General features: G+C 55.9%; 10 protein-coding genes. 2 read left to right on the top strand and 8 right to left on the bottom strand.

Translation table 11 applies throughout. The features are described 5' to 3' along the window. Positions 1-54: 54 nt before the first annotated feature. Positions 55-1,155: a GGDEF domain-containing protein gene (locus tag WD071_RS02040; RefSeq protein WP_368046625.1), complete on the top strand. Its 1,101-nt coding sequence runs from the start codon at positions 55-57 to the stop codon at positions 1,153-1,155. Positions 1,156-1,205: 50 nt separating this feature from the next. Here WD071_RS02040 and WD071_RS02035 read toward each other — a convergent pair whose 3' ends face one another. From WD071_RS02035 to WD071_RS02020, 4 genes are all read right to left on the bottom strand, one after another. Beyond that, positions 1,206-2,516, bottom strand: a complete 1,311-nt coding sequence (locus tag WD071_RS02035; protein WP_368046624.1) for a multicopper oxidase family protein — start codon at positions 2,514-2,516, stop codon at positions 1,206-1,208. Continuing rightward, positions 2,509-3,933, bottom strand: coding sequence for a TolC family protein (locus tag WD071_RS02030; RefSeq protein WP_368046623.1), 1,425 nt, complete (start codon positions 3,931-3,933; stop codon positions 2,509-2,511). The genes WD071_RS02035 and WD071_RS02030 overlap by 8 nt, the downstream gene beginning before the upstream one ends. 61 nt (positions 3,934-3,994) lie before the next feature. Further along, positions 3,995-4,414, bottom strand: coding sequence for a hypothetical protein (locus WD071_RS02025; protein WP_368046622.1), 420 nt, complete (start codon positions 4,412-4,414; stop codon positions 3,995-3,997). 181 nt (positions 4,415-4,595) lie between these two features. Beyond that, positions 4,596-10,451: a hypothetical protein gene (locus WD071_RS02020; protein ID WP_368046621.1), complete on the bottom strand. Its 5,856-nt coding sequence runs from the start codon at positions 10,449-10,451 to the stop codon at positions 4,596-4,598. A gap of 150 nt (positions 10,452-10,601) precedes the next feature. Here WD071_RS02020 and WD071_RS02015 point away from each other — a divergent pair, with 150 nt between their 5' ends. Continuing rightward, positions 10,602-11,654 (top strand): AraC family transcriptional regulator, encoded by a 1,053-nt coding sequence (locus WD071_RS02015; RefSeq protein ID WP_368046620.1) that lies wholly within the window; start codon positions 10,602-10,604, stop codon positions 11,652-11,654. A 65-nt stretch (positions 11,655-11,719) separates the two neighbouring features. Here the strand turns inward: WD071_RS02015 and WD071_RS02010 are convergent, their stop codons facing one another. Genes WD071_RS02010 through WD071_RS01995 form a run of 4 tightly spaced genes read right to left on the bottom strand, consistent with a single transcriptional unit; the run spans position 11,720 to position 17,052 of the window. Next, on the bottom strand, positions 11,720-12,301 hold the full coding sequence (locus WD071_RS02010) for a protein tyrosine phosphatase family protein (RefSeq protein ID WP_368046619.1): 582 nt from the start codon (positions 12,299-12,301) through the stop codon (positions 11,720-11,722). 33 nt (positions 12,302-12,334) lie between these two features. Further along, positions 12,335-15,415, bottom strand: a complete 3,081-nt coding sequence (locus tag WD071_RS02005) for an efflux RND transporter permease subunit (RefSeq protein WP_368046618.1) — start codon at positions 15,413-15,415, stop codon at positions 12,335-12,337. A gap of 12 nt (positions 15,416-15,427) precedes the next feature. Beyond that, on the bottom strand, positions 15,428-16,507 hold the full coding sequence (locus WD071_RS02000; protein WP_368046617.1) for an efflux RND transporter periplasmic adaptor subunit: 1,080 nt from the start codon (positions 16,505-16,507) through the stop codon (positions 15,428-15,430). Then, positions 16,504-17,052, bottom strand: a complete 549-nt coding sequence (locus WD071_RS01995; protein WP_368046615.1) for a TetR/AcrR family transcriptional regulator — start codon at positions 17,050-17,052, stop codon at positions 16,504-16,506. The genes WD071_RS02000 and WD071_RS01995 overlap by 4 nt, the downstream gene beginning before the upstream one ends. Positions 17,053-17,088: the final 36 nt, after the last annotated feature.

Below are 17,088 nucleotides of genomic sequence, written 5' to 3'. Positions count from 1 at the left end.
CGGTTTACCAGCAAAGATTTTACAAACCAATAATTAAATTAAAGTCGAAGGTCTATGCCAACAAATACAACAGCTAACGAACCCGCCAATACACCAGGCAGTAACACAAATCTGTTTAATTCCCAGGCACGGGATCTGCAATTCTATACCCGGGTCATGATTGCAGTTTCCCTGTGCGGTATCAGCTTTGGCTTGCCATTCGCTTTATACCATCTGTTCTGGGGCAGTGTTGTGGTAACGGCCATATTGCTGCCGGTTGTTGTCCTGCAGCTTGTTGCTTTGATATCACTGATCAGGCGTGGTTTTAACGCCTTTGCGGCCTGGACCATTGCTACTGTGCAAACCGGCGCCAACATCTTTTTTGTCATTGAAGTAGGCATGATGGCCAGTTACTGGTTATATGCCAGCGGCGTTGCCAACTATTACATTCTTGACCGGCGCCCGGCGTTGCTGATCAACGTGGTTGCCTGCCTGCTGGCGGTCACTGTGGCATTTGATGAGCCCAGCTATGTGGTTCGCTATTGCGCAGCGTTTGCCATGATCAATATATTTCTGTTTGCGTTTGCCGTGCAGCTGGAAAAGAAAAATGATGAGCTGGACAGGATGCTCACCATCGATCCGTTGACGCGGGTTGGCAACCGGACCGCCATGGACGAAACGCTGTCGCGGATAAAAAATCTGTTCGATCGGTATAACACACCCGCCACTGTTCTCATGATCGACCTGGATAATTTTAAGGTGATTAATGACACGCTGGGGCATTCCGAAGGCGATAAGGTCCTGTGTCGTGTGGCTGATCTGGTGCAGGGCAGGCTCAGGCCCACCGATTCCCTGTATCGTTATGGCGGCGAGGAGTTCATCGTCGTGGCAGAAAATACGTCGTTGAGTCAGGCATCATTTCTGGCTGAAAGTATACGCCAGCTGATAGCCGACCATCGCGGTACTCATGTCGAAACCGAGAGCAAGCTGACCGTATCAATTGGCGTGGCGCAGCTGCGTAAAGACGAGGGTACGAATAGCATGGTTGACCGTGCTGACAAGGCTTTGTACAAGGCCAAATCCATGGGTCGCAACTGGGTCTGTTTCGATGGCGAGCAAGAGACCCCGCCGAACAGCTCTCGCTCCGGTGCAGAGATGAGCCAGGCGGCGGGCTGAAAGCAGGGGTAAGCTGATATCCGCGCGATCCACCGCCACTGGCGACATTCTCAAACCGGTAAGTCGTCGGGTACCGCGTCCACGCGATACGCCTGCGTTCCCTCAGGTGGCTCAAACCAGCCCGGATCACTGTGATCAAGCTCATCTCGAACCTTTATCAGTGTAAACATGCCCCCCATTTCCATCGGACCGAATGCGCCGCGCCCGCCCATCATGGGTAAGGTGTTTTCCGGGCCACGCATATGCCCGGCATCAATATGTTGCTGGTGTGCCGACATGCCGTGTTCGCCCATGGCCATGTATCCCGGAATCTGCTGCCGGATCTGTCGTGCCAGTTCTGACTGATCAACACCGGTGGTCACCGGCAGTTCATGCCCCATGGCATTCATCGTGTGATGTGACATATGGCAGTGCAGGGGCCAGTCGCCGGCAACGGCAGTAAATTCCAGATCCCGGGTCTGGCCAACACCGACGATCTCGGTTACCTCTTTGCGCCATTGATTTTGCGGCCAGCGGCCACCGTCCGAACCGGTCACGTCAAACTGTACACCGTGCATGTGCATGGGATGATTGTACATCGACAGATTGCCGATTCTGACGCGCACCCTGTCCCCGGTTTCAGCCAGCAGCGGCGCAATATGCGGAAACACCTTGCTGTTAATTGTCCACAGGTCAAAGTCTGTCATGATGCTGGGGTCCGGCCGGTAGGTGGCCGGATGGATGGCCCAGTTATGCAGCAATAAGGCAAAATCGCGGTCGACTTGGGTACCCGGATCCTGTTGTTTTGGATGAATGATGAACATGCCCATCATGCCCATGGCCATTTGCAGCATTTCGTCGGAATGAGGGTGGTACATATGTGTACCGTGTTGCTTCAGGGTAAATTCATAAGCCCATGACTCGCCTGGCGGGATTGCCCGTTGTGTGAGGCCGGCGACGCCGTCCATGCCAAATGGCAGCAGCAAGCCGTGCCAGTGCACGGTCGTCGGTTCTTTTAAACGATTGGTCACATATATTCTGACCTGATCGCCTTCAACGGCTTCAATGGTGGGTCCCGGTGTGCTGCCATTGTAGCCCCAGGCCTTGATGCGCGTGCCTTCGGCGAATTCATGGTCCACTTCCTCGGCGATTAAATGGAATTCCTTTACTCCGTCGCGCATTTTGTAGGGCAGGGTGCGGCCATTGGGCGTCACCACGGGTGTATAAGGCAGATTGCTATCACTGGCAAGCTGGTTTTGAGGCGTGTTGTCAGGATCGCTGGTTGCCGCTTGGTTTGTCTTTGCATAGACCGTGCGATTACTCAGACCGGCACTGACAAGCCCGGCGGCGCTGCCCAGCAATAATTGTCGACGATTAATCATGATGGTGCTCCTGGTTTGCGGAAAATTGCATCAGCCTGGCGTATTCAACCCAATACTGCTGCAGCAGGCCTATATAACGAATCATGTTTTCATTTTGGTCTTGTTTCACGCTGAGCAGATCGAATGCTCCGGTCAACATGAAGTTGTACTCCTGCAGGGCCAGATCAAGCATTTGTTGATGCCGGGGGATGTCTTCGTCACGCAGTTGCATAATCTGACTGGTCAGGCTGAGCAGCCTGGTGATGCTGGTGCCAAGCTGGTTTTCAATGACAAGTTCAAGTGTTTGTTTGTCTGCGGCCAGCTGCTCCAGCTGTGCCTGCACGTAGGCATCTGTCGTTTGCCCCTGATCAAACACAGGTATGCTGAGGTCGAACTCGAAGCCGCTGGCATTGCTCCCGTCCGAGTCGCGCTCGGTGACAAGCCCGACTCCGGCTTCTGTCATGCCAAAGCGTTGTGCCTGCAGTCCCAGCCTTTTCTGCAGCATCGTGGCCGAGTCACGCAGCAACCTGGCATCTGGCCGCTTCTCCCAGGCACTCGCCAGCAGCTGCCTGAATTCATCCTCATTCTGCGATAACGTTTTTAATCTATTGATATCTAACATTTCGTTTTCTGTGTCAGGCAATACTTGAGGGATCACAAGTTCGCTGTTAAAGCCCATGCCCAGTTTGAGTTTCAGCGCAGCCAAGGCCTCATCAGCGTGAAACCGGGATTGTTGGGCAGCCTGTTGCCGCCGTGCGAATTCACTGTCGTAACGTAACCAGTCCAGCTCGCTCAGGTTGCCGGCTTCGTTGAGTTGACGAGCCAATTCCGCATTCAGGCGAGCGGTTTCAGCAGCCTGTTGGTATTGAGTGTCCAATTGCCTGGCAGCAACCGCAGCGAAATACGTGCTGCTGACACTGCTCAATTCAGCGCTTAGCGCATCCAGCACGCGCGATTGTGCCGCTCTGAATTCAGCACTGGCCTGTTGTTTACGCAGGCCTTGAGTGAGCCAGTCCAGAACACCGAGATTAATGGCAAATTCGGTTTGCCAGCGACCACCGTCTTCGGGTCGCAGCGCGGAAGCCGATAAACCAGGGTTATTGATCAGTGTGGCCTGTCGGTACGCGGCGTCGGCAATGCCTTGTGATGCCAGCATTGCGCGTATGGCGGGACTTTGCTGCAGGGCCAGTGATTGCGCCTGTGTCGGGCTCAGAACAGACGAGGTAATGTCTGCTGACGACGGGCCCATGCTGTGGTCGCTGGTGCTTTGTGTGTCTACAGTTTGTGCATGCGTCTCTTGCAGAGCCGGTGACCAGCTGTATAGCGCACTGAACAAGACCTGTTCATGGTTTTGTTCGTTATGCGGGTCATGCGATGTGGCGCTGCAGGCGACAAGCACTGGCAGCAGAAATGACACAGCTAACGTGTGGTTTGGCATACGATCTTCCTTTCATCAATAAAATCACCAGCCCGCACAAAGGGCTGTTTCGTGGTTTTTATTAAACAGAAAGGATGCGTTTAGGGGGGCGGACAGGGAAATCGGGGAAACCGGCGGCCAGTTCATCGGGTCGAGCGGCAGCCGTGTCGGCTTTGATCAGGTAACTCAGAGGTTCGCCGTTCAGCGCGAGCATGTGCTGGAGTTTGTGGCAGCCGCCGGTGCAGTGATAACAATCTTCTGCGGGCGCCTGATGCTCAGGGCTGCTGGTTGCAGGGTCTGAGTGTGCCATCTGCCGGGTTGGCGCTTGTCCGTGACAGTCTTCGGTGCTGTCATGTACGGCCGGTGTGGATATCTGTTCAGAGACAACAGGATCTGTCGTGACACAATGCAAAAGCGCTGTCGCCAGGGCCTGTGATGGTAGCCACAGTGCCAGCAGCAAAGCTGTCAGGAAATACGTTTTGCCAATTTGTCGTTTATGCATGATGGCGCGATTGTCACATGAAAGCCGATAGCGGGTAAAGTTGGTTTCGATCAATAGAAATGGGATATTACACTATTTCCGGTAATAAAGATTACCGGAATTAGTGTATGTGCTTGTTAATGGGACGGAGGAAATACTTTTTACTCCCTCAAAAGTATTCCCTCCGTCCCCATTAAGCCCCTCACGGATAAACGTAAAGGCGTTGGCGGCGTCCATCGGGATATTCAACCACAAAGTCCATGACGCCATTACCAGTCAGGTCACCGGCTTCAATTAGCCTGGTTTCGCCGGGCTCGGCGGAACCGGTTCCAACAAAATAGTCCATGCGCCCGGTAATGCTGATTTCGCCGATTGCCACCGACACAACGCCACGCTCGTTGATATTTACCTGACTGACATCCGGCAGCTCGCTGAGTAGTTGCCGCAATGCCGGCCAGTCGGCCGGCACAGGCACGATATCCTGTTGCATCAATTGGCCATCAGCATTTTCAAACAGGACGGAATACGCAATCAGATCCCCCATACCGGGCACCTTGAATTCGACAACACCGGGTGCATCGCCTCGGCTCGCCGGAACAGACAATAAATCCGGGCGTCCGATATTGAAGCCGCGATGCTGGGATTGCATAGCCATCTGCCCGCTGCTTCTCGAAACACTGACCTGCATTTCTTCCTCAATCACCATGTTGCCACGCTCATCAAATGCACTCAGCGCCAGGCCGGCCCGATCCAGGAAACCGGCAAACCCTTCCCCGTCTTCGAGCACCGGCGCGGCGAGTATGACCCGCCCGGTATCTGTCACAATGCGTACATTGCCGTTGGCATCGACGTAGGCCCCCGGCTCATCGTCGGGAGAAGCCTTGCTCACTGACAAAGGCAGTACTGCAACGGAATAATCCTCGTCTTTTAAGCGCAGCTCCCCGCTGGTTTCATCCTGCACCAGAGCTGAGCCTGCGTTCTGAAAATATTCCAGCTCCCCGATCGCGTCCAGGATGGTCTCGCTCTGCCCTGCTATCACACGGTCAGAGAGCATGGGGACCGAACGCGCATCACCGGACTGCCAGACGACACTATTCAGGGCCTGGGTAAGATCCAGACCGGGGTGAATGGAGCCGTCAGATTCAAAAGTGACGTTGGGGCCCAGGACAACGTCCGGCCCCAGCGTGGTGCCCGGGCCGATAACAACATTCTCCAGGCGCGCGCCGCTGACAATAACAGCATCATCAACACGGGCGGGAGAATCCGGGTCGCCGATCAGTTGCGCGGATATCGTGCCACCGGTGATCGAGGCATTGCTGCCCAGGACTACCTCGCCGCTGATCTCGCCACGATTGTCGACGGCGCCGGTAATGGTCCCGCCATTAAAGATGCCATTTTCCGTGATGGTGGCATTGCCAGAAAGTGTGCCATTCAATATCTCACCGGAAATCACATTAACATTGTCCGGTGAGGCTGGCGGCGCCGGAATCGAGATGACAATCTGTGCGCTGTCAACGGCTGTGGTTGTTCCCATCTGGCTGCTACCGTCGACGAGTGTCAGATCATTCTCGCCGTTGACACTGAGCAGGAAGCTGCTGCCGTTCGTCACCGCATCGGTGTCGGAAAAATACGCATTGATGGTGTAGGTTTCCGATGCACCGTCTGCAATGGAGATCTCCAGGTTTGTGAAGCTGATGGTTTGTGCACCTGCATCGTAGCTGCCGACGACGTTGTCCACGTTCTGGCCAGCCAGGCGCCAGGTCACCTGCCCTCGCTCCGCATCGGATGAGGTGCCGGCGACATGCACCGTGATCTGCGATACTTTCAGTGCCAGGTCATCATCACTGCCGCCATCGGATAATATGAAGTCGAACACATCAACCGCAGACGCCGGGGTATCACTGTTTATGCTCAGCGTAACCGGGGCGCTCGTGCTTCCGGCGGCGGTCAGATCGCCATCGGTATCGGGTACCGTGACGCTCAACATCGCCTCAAACACATCCTGAATATAAGGATAGCCATCGTTGATCAGATCATCGCGAGCCCAGACAGACGCAAAGTTCCAGCTCGAATCGTAATTGCTGGTATCCTTCATCTGCTCGGTCGTGAAGCCCGTGCCACGGCCACTGGTCGCATTCTCGCTGCTGTCCATGTCCCAGTAAGCATGAACAACCGTCCCGCTCGAATAAAGGCTACCAAACAAGCCACCATCGCTGTCACCATCGTTGTTCACTCGACCGGAAGCAAAGCTTCTTTCGACCGATGCTCCATTGCTGTACTGCAGTCCCACCAGGCCACCACCGTTGGAAATTGTTGCCTCGACTGCTCCCCGCGCGAAAGAATCCTCAATCAGGGCGGCGTTGTAGTTCTCGCCAACCAGGCCGCCCACGTCACGGCGACCGGACACATCCCCCAACGCAAAGCTTTTCCTGATGACCGTGCCGGCGTCATAAATGTAGCCAACCAGGCCGCCTATCCGCGAGCCCGAGCCGTTAACCCGCACATCCGTGGCGCTTCGCTCAATCGTGCTTTGTTGCGAGGCATGACTAACCAGTCCCCCGACGTGAACAACGCCACCTGTCACTTGCCCGGTTATACGAACCTGGTCTACCAGGCCATTCTCCAGCGTCCCTGCCAGCGCCCCGCTGCGCTCATCGCCCGTCACGTCGACGTCCGTCAAAGACAGCCGGCGAACGCTGCCGCCACGGATATATCCGAACAAACCGACATTTGTCTGTGAGGACCGCGCGATAACGAGTCCGGTGATCGTATGCTCATCACCGTCAAACTCACCGGTGAACGGAGCTGCCCCGGTACCCACAGGTTCCCAGCCCTCCCCGTCACCGTAGCTGGCACCAAGATCGATATCATCAGTCAGCACAAAGCGCGCCCCGAGGTGGTCTCTGATAGTGTTCAGTTGATCTGCAGTGCTCACCAGATATGGCTCGGCTTCTGTGCCCAGGCCGCCGGCAAAACCATTGGCGGCAATGTTGATCTGTGCAGAGCTGATTTCAGCAACGCTCGGATTTATTTGGGTGCCAGCGCTGGCGGATACCAGACCCGTATTGCCATCAAGACTGAGAACAAATGTATGGCCCACCGCCAATCCGCTGTTATCGGAAAAATAGGCATTGACAGTATAAGTTTCCGAAGCACCGTCGGCGACAGTAACTACCAGGTCTTTAAAGGTGATGGTTTGCGTGGCCGAATCGTATTCCCCGGCAACATTGTTTACCCCTGCCCCATCAAGACGCCAGGTCACTTTGTTCCGTTCAGCATCGGTGGCGGTACCTGCAACAGCAACCGTGATTTCCCATACTTGCAACGACACCCCATCACCCCCCGCATCGGACAAGGAAAAGGTGAATACATCCATCGCGGATGCAGCGCTGTCAGTTGTGGTGTTCAGGTTGAGTGGTTCGGCACTGCCACCTGTTGTGGCTAACTCAGCATTGCTGTCCAGGCTGACTTCAGTCAGCAGATCCTCAAAAACGCTACGCAGGTAGGGGTAGCCGGCATTGATTTTGTTATCGCGGGCCCAGGCCGCATCGAAATCCCAGCTCGGGTCATAGCTGCTGGTGTCCTGCATCTGCCGGGTGCTAAGGCCGATGCCAGCGAAACTGTTTTCCACTCTGCTGCTGTTAATGTCCCAGTAACTCAATGCGACTTCGCTATCGTACACGCTGCAACACCCCACCAGTGCGTAGTCATCGGAAGGTGTTTCAGCCAGGCCGGTGGCATAGCTTCTCTCGATCAGTCCGTCTTCGAGTTGTCCGATCATGCCACCCACGCGAAAGTCAGACGCAAACGATTTTCCCCGCGCAAAGCTCTCTGCAATCTGCACATCTCCGGACTGAATATGACCAACCAAACCACCGATGTACGCCTCTCCGGACACGTTGCCCAAGGCAAAGCTGCGACGTATGGCCGTCTCATCATCGTTAGCGCCGCCCACCAATCCGCCACCGAACCAGAGTCCATCGTCATCAATGACAACGTCGGCCGCACTGTCTTCCAGACTGCCGCCTTCATCGAGCAGCCCTACCAGCCCCCCGACAAACAGCTCGCCGCTCACGCGTCCGGTGGCCGCGACCCGAGAAATGCTGCCACCTTGCCAGTGAGCGGCAAGCGCGCCCACCCGGTTTTGTCCCGAGATGTCGACGTCACGCAGGAACAGATTGTGCATCTGCGCAGACTCCGCCGAACCAAATAGCCCGACCGACTCCGTGGGGCGATCGATATAAAGTCCGCTGATTTCATGGCCATCACCGTCCAGCACGCCGGTAAACGGCGCGACACTGCCAATAGGTTCCCAGCCCTCCCCGTCACCATAATCTTCACCAAGATCAATGTCGTTCATGAGCACATAGTGAGCATCCAGATCATTGCGAATATCATCCAGTTGCTGAGCAGTGCCTACATGGTACGGATCATTCTCTGTACCCGATCCACTGTGCGAAATACGGATATCTTCAGAGGTGATTTGCTCAACGTTCGACCGCATTTGTGTGCCGGTGTCCGTGAACAGCAAATCGGCGCCAGCATCAATGCTAACGACGAATGTATTGCCGTCTGACACACCGTTGGTATCTGAGAAGTAGGCATTGATGGTATAGGTTTCCGATGCGCCGTCAGCGATGGAAATGTTCAGGTCACTGAAGGTGATGGTTTGAGCGTCTGCATCGTAGCTGGCCTCAACATTCTCCGCATCCGGTCCATTAAGGCGCCAGATCACCTGATTGCGTTCGGTATCCGTGGATGAGCCTGAAATTTGTGCAGAGATCTGCTGTACTCCCAGCGGTAGAGCGTCGCCACCGCCATTGTCGGACAGCGTAAAATCAAATACATCGGTTGGCTGCGCTGCGCTGCTGTCGCTCGTATCCAGGCTGATTGGCGATTGAATATCGCCTGCCACGACCAGGTTGCCATCAAAGTCGAACATCAACTGCTGGCCCACACCGCGCAGATAGGGGTAACCTTCATTGATGCCATCGCTGAGCGCCCAAACCGTGTTGAAATCCCAGCTCACATCGTAATGACTGGTATCCTTCATCTCTGCAGTGGTGAGACCTGTTCCGGCGTCGCTTGTTGAATTCACGCTAGAGTTCCAGTAACTGTCGTGAACGTCAGCCATGGTGCGGAGAGTGGCTATCAACCCCCCAGGCGCGACAAAACTTCCTGCGAAACCGCTGGCGTAACTCCTTCTTAGCACTGAGGTTTCATCATTGCTGCCCAGGTGCTGCCCTAGCAGGCCACCTGCCCCAAACATGCCGTCTGTATCCGTGGCATTAACCATTCCACGAGCAAACGAATCCAGAATAACCGCGCCGTTACTGTTTTCACCGGCCAGGCCGCCCACGGTTTCATAACCCCGGACGTCGCCCACTGCAAAACTCTGCCGAATCACTGTGCCCGGGCCATGGTTCAGTCCTACCAGGCCGCCGGCCCGCTGGCCCACGGCTGATGTGACATATACATCTGTGGCGGCGCGCTCGATTGTGCTGCCTTCGGTGCTGACACCGATCAAGCCTCCGACGTTATCGTAACGTCCTTCGACCAGGCCCGCCGCCCCAACATCCTGGACCACACCGTTCCTCATTTCGCCGCTCAGGGCTCCTACAGCGCCACCAGCGCTCAGGTCGACATCCTTCAGGAAAAGACGGTAAACGCTGCCGCCATAAATTGATCCGAACAAACCGGCAAAATTAATTAGAAAGTTGTCCAGGTATAGCCCCGTTATTTCATGGCCATTGCCGTCAAGCACGCCGGAAAATTCGTCGCCAGGATTGCCATTGCCAATCGGTACCCAATCTTCGCCGCTGCCAAGGTCACCAAGATCAATATCACTCGTCAGCACATAGTGAGCATCCAGCTCATTGCGAATATCATCCAGTTGCTGCGCAGTCGCTACCTGATACGGATCGGCCTCTGTCCCGGCACCACCGGCAAAACCGTTGGCCAGTGCGGCAGGTGTTGTGAGCAGCAAACACAGCAGCACACCGGTAAATCGGCTCAGGAAAGTCGGGTAACAAGACATACAACTAAAAACAGACAACACAAAAATCCCTCCGGTAATTCGCGAAGCATTCGCTGGCGCAGCAGCGAAATACTTGATCCGGAGGCGACTATACAGGGATTCTACCGAGCGGATTTGACCCTACACCGCAGGGAAATTGACTGTGCACCTCAATGGCGGCAAACTGATGCCATGAGCAGTATAGATAGTATTCGTCGATCACAATTCAGCACCGCAGATCTTCCACCCGAGCAGCGGTTTTCCGCGTGGCGCGACACCATTGGCACGTTGTACGATGTGCAACCTCACGCCGGCCAGTCCAGCAGCGCATTCGAAGCCACCCTGGATAATCTGTTGATCAATGGCCAGTTGATGCTCACGCATTGCACCACGCGGGCGCAACGTTTCACACGCTCTGCCTTTCGCGCGGCCGCCGATGGTCTTGATCACTACCTGTTGCAAATTCATATCAGCGGTGAACAACAGGTAAAACGTGGCAAACAACACGCCACGATTAAACCGGGCGGGCTGCTGGTCATCGATCTGGCTGAAAAACACGAGGCATTGAGCACAGACTTTAACAACATCAGCCTGATCATTCCGCGGCCATTGCTGGCACCACTGCTGGATCAGCCAGACGGTCAACAGGGGCGCGTGTTGCCGGCTGACAACCCGCTGGTTGCGCTGGCGGTCAATCATCTCACGACTCTGGTCCGCGTGGCCGACGCCCTTGACGAGGCAGACGCGCAGACGTTGGTGTTACCCACGTTGCAGCTGATGGCTGGTTCCCTGAATGGCTCTCCTGACAGCGTCCCGGCGGGAGACCGGGCGGTCTATGGCAGCCTGTTGCTGCAGGCGCGTCTGTATATCACCAGCCGGCTTCATGAATCGATCAGTGTTGACAAGTTATGCGGTCACCTGAATTGCTCGCCAGCGACACTGTCCCGGGTATTCAAGCGCCACAATGGCGTGCGCGCCTACATCCAGGAGCAACGCCTGCGCATGGCGGCACGCCGACTGGTCAGCCAGCGTGACGCACACCTGAGGATATCCGACATTGCCTGCGAGTGTGGCTTCAGCAGTGACGCTCATTTCAGTCGCGCCTTTCGCCAGCGCTTTGGACTGTCCCCTTCCGATGCTCGCAACCTCGGCGCAGTGCCGCCAACCAAACGCCCGGGGTTTGGCCAAGGGACAACGAGCGAGCCGCGCGAATATGAGCGCTGGGTGATGGAAAGTCTGACCTGAAGAGACGCAGGCAGGGGCGTCAATACCGCCCCTGAACCTGTTGTTAACAACGCCAGATTATCGGTTTAATCGTCGGCAGTCGATGGCGTCCAGTCACAACCCTCACATTCGGGAGAGATGTTGTTCTCTGCCAGCACCGCAAAAATCAAATCGCGCCAGGTTTCGTTGGGTTGCCAGACCGTGTTCATGTCAGCCTTGGCCTGGGCAACGGGTACATCTTCATAGATCACGCGATATAAAAAGCTGAACGCCGTGGCACGGGCGTTGACCTGGCAATGCAACAGGGTTTTCATGTCGGGTTCGCGCTGCATGGTGTCGGCAAATGCGTAAAAGTCGCGTTTGGTCGGGTTGTTCCAGTCCACCGGTATATGGATATAGTCCATGCCCAGGCCTTTGACGATCTGGTCAGCGTTGGCCAGTGCGTTCTGATTATTGGTGAACGCGATATAAACGACGCGCTCATAACCTGCGTCCCGTATTTTTGAAAACTGCTCTGCGGTGGGCTGTCCGGCGCTGGCAAAGGTGTCACTGTACTGGCGGAAATTAAACACATCGGCCAGCGTTGTGTTGTCTGACAAGGTTTCAGCAGCCAGCAGCGAGGCACTGAAAAACAAACTAATTAGAAGTATAAATCCTTTTTTAATCATGTTAATGAGACCTCTTGTTAAAGTATATTATTGTCATGGTGAGTGAGCACTAACCGTAGTTTGATGTACGTCTGAGGTCTCACTCTGGATGCTGAAAAATACCGCATAAAGCACGGGTACCGCAATCAGCGTCAATACCGACGCAAACGCAAGGCCAGCCATGATGGTGACAGACATGCTGGCAAAGAACGCGTCTGCCAGCAAAGGAATCATGCCGAGAATGGTGGTGGCAGCTGCCAGGAATACCGGTCGCAAACGACTGACACTGGCATCCAGAATAGCCGTGTACGGTGGGTTGCCTTCATCTATCTGCAGGTCAATCTCGTCTACCAGCACGATGGCATTTTTCATCAACATGCCGGATAGGCTGAGGAAACCGAGCAAGGCCGTGAAACTGAAGGGCAAACCACTGCCCAGCAGTCCGATAACCACCCCGCACAGGGACATCGGCACGACCAGCCAGATGATCAGCGGCTGTCGTACCTTGCCGAAGATCAGCACAGATATCACCAGCATGACCATAAAACTCAGCGGTAATTGTGCGCCCAGTGACGCCTGTGCTTCGCCTGAGGCCTCCAGCTCCCCTCCCCATTCCAGGTTGTAGCCGGGCGGCAAGTCCATGCTTTCAATGTCAGCACGAACTCTGCGCAAGGCTTCGTCTGCCGTCAGTCCGGTAGCCGGTTCGGCCTGCACAGACAGGGTGCGCGTGCGGTCACGGCGCATGATCAGGGTTTCTTCGGCGCGTGTGTCAAAACCGTCAATGACCTGGGTGATGGGCACATAGCGCTGTTCGCCGGCGCTCCAGACCAGTCGCTCCTGGAAACGCTCCACATGAAGACGTTCGGCCGCCGGTGGACGGATAATGATTGGAATGCGCTCGTCAGCTTCGCGGTAGGTACCGGCGCGCACGCCGGTGGTGGCAAACTCCAGTGTTTGTGCCAGATCCGAACGACCGATACCGGCGACACGGGCGCGTTCCTCGTTAAACTGTGGCGCAATGACCAGTTCCCGCTGTCGCCAGTTTTGACGGATATCCTGCAACCCGGACTCAGCGTTGAAGATAACCATGGCTTCGCTGGCCAGCGCACGCAGTACTTCCGGGTCCGCGCCACTGAAACGGGCTTCTATCTTGGCGCCGGCACCGGGGCCGAACACCAGTCGCCGGGTCTGAATCTCTGCGGCTGGATACGCCGCGCCGAGATCTTCCCGCAACTCATCTGCCAGCTCATCGATCAGGAAACGATCCGTGGTGCGAATGATCAGCTGACCATAGGCCGGATTGGGTTGCTGCGGCTCATAGGTGAGCATAAAGCGGCTTGCCCCCTGCCCTATGAAGGTGGAGACCGCTTCGACACCCGGTTTGCTCAAGACCAGTTCATCGATTTCGGCAAGATCGCGGGCGGTGGCGCGGATATCGCTGCCCTGAGGCAAACGATAGTCAACAAAAAAGATGGGCGTGTTGGAGTCCGGGAAAAACGCCTGTTTGACAAAACCAAACGCCCAGAAACTGCTGGCTGTTATCAGAATCAATAGCGCGATGGTCAGCCGCCGCCAGGCTAGACTGGCCTGCAGTGCCTTGCGATAAAGTACGTAGAACATGCCACGGTAAGGGTCGTTGTTGGCGGAAGCCTGTTTCACTTTTAACAGATATTCACCGAACAGCGGTGTCACCGTGATTGCCAGTATCCAGCTGAGCAACAGCGATATACCGATAACGGCAAACAGGGAGAACAGGAACTCACCCGAGGTGTCGGGGGACAGTCCGATGCCGGAGAACGCCATGATACCGATCAGCGTAGCGCCCAGCAGAGGCCACTGGGTTCTGCCAGCGGCCTCACTGGCGGCCTTGTGCGCCTGCATGCCCCGCTGCATATTGATCAGCATGCCCTCGGCAATGACAATGGCATTGTCGACCAGCATGCCCATGGCAATGATGAGTGCGCCCAGCGAGATGCGCTCCATTTCAATGGTAAACACGCGCATCATGAACACCGTGCCCATGACGGTCAGCAGCAGGGTTAAACCCACGACCAGACCCACACGCCAACCCATGAAAATGCACAATACGCCCACAACAATTGCAACGGACATCATCAGATTGACAATAAAGTCGCCGATGGCCTCGTCGACAACCACGTGTTGCGCATAAATAGGTTCGAGTTCAACACCCAGCGGGATGCGCGCAGACAATGCCTCCAGCGCGGCATCAACCCCCTGCCCGACCTCGACAATATTTTCCGTGGCGACACCGGCAATGGCCAGCGTAAAGGCACGTTGGCCATTGTGACGGATCAGGTGATCGGGGATTTCCTGGCTTTGCCGTGACACCGTGGCCACGTCAATCAGGGCAATCTGATCGGTGCTGCCCGGCCTGCCTATGCGAAGCGATTCAATGTTACTGACACTGTCCAGCCCGGGCTGGGAACTGATGCGCACACTCAGGTCAGCCACGCGCGCTGCACCCGCGCTTTGCACTGTGTTCTCCGCCTGAATACTGTTGATTATTTGCGACAGCGGCAGGCCGGTGGCGATCAGCCTGTCGTTGGGCAGTTCAACGTATATCGTCTCCTCCGGCAGCCCGCGTGTTTCTACTTTGGCGACACCCTCGACGGTCAGCAGTTCCCGCCTGAGAAACGAAGCAATGTCTCGGATTTCACTGTCATCAAACGCCTCGGCGGTGACGGCGTAAAAGATGCCAAACACGTCGGCAAAATCGTCATTCACTGTCGACGGTCCGGCCCCGTCGGGCAGGTTACGCTGGAAGTCACCTACCTTGCGGCGCAGTTCGTCCCAAACCTGAGGGATCTCGTCGCCATTGTAGGTGTCCTGAATTTCAACGGTAATTTCCGAGCGCCCGGGTACCGACTTTGATGTAATGCGCTTGAGCTGGGGCAGTTGCTGGATGGCCGATTCCAGATGCTCGGTGACCTCCAGTTCCACTTCCTGCGCCGTGGCGCCCGGATAGGGTGTCACCACCACGGCTTGTTTGAGTGTGAAGGCCGGATCCTCAAGACGTCCCAGGGTCAGAATGCCCCAGATGCCACCGAGTAACAGAATAAGAACAAACAGCCAGGTGTTGACCGGGCGATCAATGGCATAGCGCGCAAAATCCATCTTGTTGAGTCCTCAGCGAGCGTTTCTGAACGGTGTTACTGCCATGCCGTCATGCAGCATGTGAGCGCCCGCGGTGACGACCTGTTCACCGGACTGCAGGCCCTCATTGATGACAACCCGGCTCGTACCCAGTGCGCCCACGCCGACTGCGCGCGGGCTGACCGTCCCCGCATCCGCATTGAATACCCAGACCCGGAAACTGCCATCGTCGGCCGTATCCAGTGCGCTAGCTGGAATATCGATGCGCGGTGGCAGAAAGTTGTCTCCGGATTGCACAGACACAGTTGCCGTCATGCCCGGCAATATATTGATGCCGGGCTGACGCGCCAGCCCGAAACTGACCTGATAGGTCTGGGTGACGGGATCGGCTTCAGTACTATGTTCACGATAGCCCAGTTCGAACTGGCGTCCGGGATAGGCCGAAAGCTCTGCCGTGACGGTGAAACGTTCGGGTGTCTCCAGCATCGCCATCAGACTTTCAGGCACTGAAATGTGGACGCGCAACTCAGTGACGTCCTGCACCCTGACCACCGCAGTGCCTGCCTGTACCTGTGTGAAGGAGTCAACGATACGGCGCGTTACCAGCGCATCAAAGGGTGCTTCGATACTGGTGTAGGCAAGGTTTCGCTGGGTCACACTGAGTGCGAGTTCACGCATTTCCAGATCTGCTGCCGCCCGATCGTAGGTCGCGCGCGGGATCGCACCGCTGTCCAGCATTTTACGGTTACGCTCATAGTCCAGCCTGCTCAGGTCCAGGGCGACCCTGGCTTCACTGACGGCGAGAGCATAGTCAGCGTCGTCAAGCTCTGCGATCAATCCGCCGCGCGGCACAATTGTCCCCTGTTGCACCGGCATGCGTGTTATTCGGCCACCTACCTGGAATGCCAGATCGACGGTACTCAAGGCGTCAACAATACCGACAAAGCGGCGCACGCCCTCTGCCCTGTCCTGGGTAACGGTTTCCAGTCGCACCGTACGCAATTCCTGTCCGTTGTCCTGCTCGGCAGTGCTTTGCTGGCAGGCATTCAGGATAAAAAACAGACTCAACAGCAACGTGACGCGATACCACGGCGACCGTAGGGAGCGGTTCATGTCAATTCCTCGGATAATTGGAGAAGTTTTTGAAAAAGCTTGATTTTTTCGGTTTTCGGATACGGTGCGATGCCCAGTATGTGATGGAACAGGATGCCGTCGGCAGCCGCCCACAAAAGCAGGCCCATGTCAGGGTCCGTGCATTCTGCGGTGATACGTTCATAACTATCGCGGAAGGCCTCGCGTATGGGTTCCAGCAGTTCAGGGTTTTGCGCCGACGCTGTCAAAATACACATGTAAATACCCGGATCCACCATCTGGTGTCCCGCCACTGCCCGCAATGTCGCGCGCAGATTGGCATTTGGTTCGCCTGCCATCGCCTTTTCTTCAGTATCGGCAATGCGTTTATGCTGATCGATCAGTCGATCGATCATGCCTTTAAGCAAGGACTCTTTGTTGGGATAGTTGTAGAGCAGGCCGCCTTTGCTGAGGCCGCATTCACAGGCAACCTTGTCGAGCGTCAGGTTGCCTGCGCCCTCGCGTTCAGCTACGCGCTGCGCAGCATCGAGAATATTGTCACGCGAGTTGGATTTGAGTTGTGCCATGGCTTTACCGTCTGGATGGTATAGTTAATGGCGCCA

It is taken from the genome of Pseudohongiella sp., assembly GCF_040877505.1.
Lineage (GTDB): Bacteria > Pseudomonadota > Gammaproteobacteria > Pseudomonadales > Pseudohongiellaceae > Pseudohongiella.
This window is presented reverse-complemented; position numbering and strand designations above follow the sequence as displayed.

Bases quoted from the DNA above. Each gene is read 5' to 3' on its own strand.
- WD071_RS02015 (WP_368046620.1), top strand. From the start codon at position 10,602: ATGAGCAGTATAGATAGTATTCGTCGATCACAATTCAGCACCGCAGAT.
- WD071_RS01995 (WP_368046615.1), bottom strand. From the start codon at position 17,052: ATGGCACAACTCAAATCCAACTCGCGTGACAATATTCTCGATGCTGCG.
- WD071_RS02005 (WP_368046618.1), bottom strand. From the start codon at position 15,415: ATGGATTTTGCGCGCTATGCCATTGATCGCCCGGTCAACACCTGGCTG.
- WD071_RS02025 (WP_368046622.1), bottom strand. From the start codon at position 4,414: ATGCATAAACGACAAATTGGCAAAACGTATTTCCTGACAGCTTTGCTG.
- WD071_RS02040 (WP_368046625.1), top strand. From the start codon at position 55: ATGCCAACAAATACAACAGCTAACGAACCCGCCAATACACCAGGCAGT.
- WD071_RS02000 (WP_368046617.1), bottom strand. From the start codon at position 16,507: ATGAACCGCTCCCTACGGTCGCCGTGGTATCGCGTCACGTTGCTGTTG.
- WD071_RS02035 (WP_368046624.1), bottom strand. From the start codon at position 2,516: ATGATTAATCGTCGACAATTATTGCTGGGCAGCGCCGCCGGGCTTGTC.
- WD071_RS02030 (WP_368046623.1), bottom strand. From the start codon at position 3,933: ATGCCAAACCACACGTTAGCTGTGTCATTTCTGCTGCCAGTGCTTGTC.
- WD071_RS02010 (WP_368046619.1), bottom strand. From the start codon at position 12,301: ATGATTAAAAAAGGATTTATACTTCTAATTAGTTTGTTTTTCAGTGCC.